This is a genomic window from Vibrio sp. 2033 (assembly GCF_033339735.1).
On record NZ_JAWOVC010000514.1, the window covers coordinates 1 to 615 of the forward strand.

At 47.0% G+C, this 615-nt stretch carries 1 protein-coding gene; it reads left to right on the forward strand.

The genetic code is table 11. From position 1 onward, the window contains the following. Nucleotides 1-615 (forward strand): MotA/TolQ/ExbB proton channel family protein (locus R7P74_RS27525; RefSeq protein WP_318123850.1); only part of this gene is annotated, 615 nt, incomplete at both ends.

Consider the following 615-nt stretch of genomic DNA (forward strand, 5'->3'; position numbering starts at 1 on the left):
ACGAGTACTACATGGAGCTGATGGCGCTATTAAACAACCTGCTAGAAACAGCGCGTAGCCGTGGTTTCAAGTTTTTGGATTCTCACATCGAAGCACCAGAACAAAGCTCTATCTTCCTGATGTTCCCGCAAGTTTCTGAGGATCATCGTCTGATTTCGTTCATTACTGATAATTTACGTTTAATGGCGATGGGACAAATGTCGCCTCATGAATTAGAGGGACTGTTGGAACAAGAAATCGAAGCTATCCAGAACGAGCTGCTGCTGCCTTCACGCTCATTACAGCGTACCGCAGAAGCACTCCCTGGTTTCGGTATTCTTGCCGCAGTTGGTGGCATCATCATCACTATGCAAGCCATAGATGGTTCTATTGCGCTCATTGGCTATCACGTAGCCGCTGCCCTTGTAGGTACATTCATTGGTATTTTCGGTTGTTACTGTGGTCTAGATCCACTAAGTAACGCCATGGCTCAGCGAGTGAAACGTAATATGACCGCTTTTGAATGCGTACGCGCAACGCTCGTTGCTTACGTCGCTAAAAAGCCAACATTGCTCGCCATCGACGCTGGCCGTAAACACATTCAGCTAGACATCAAACCAACATTCAACCAAATGG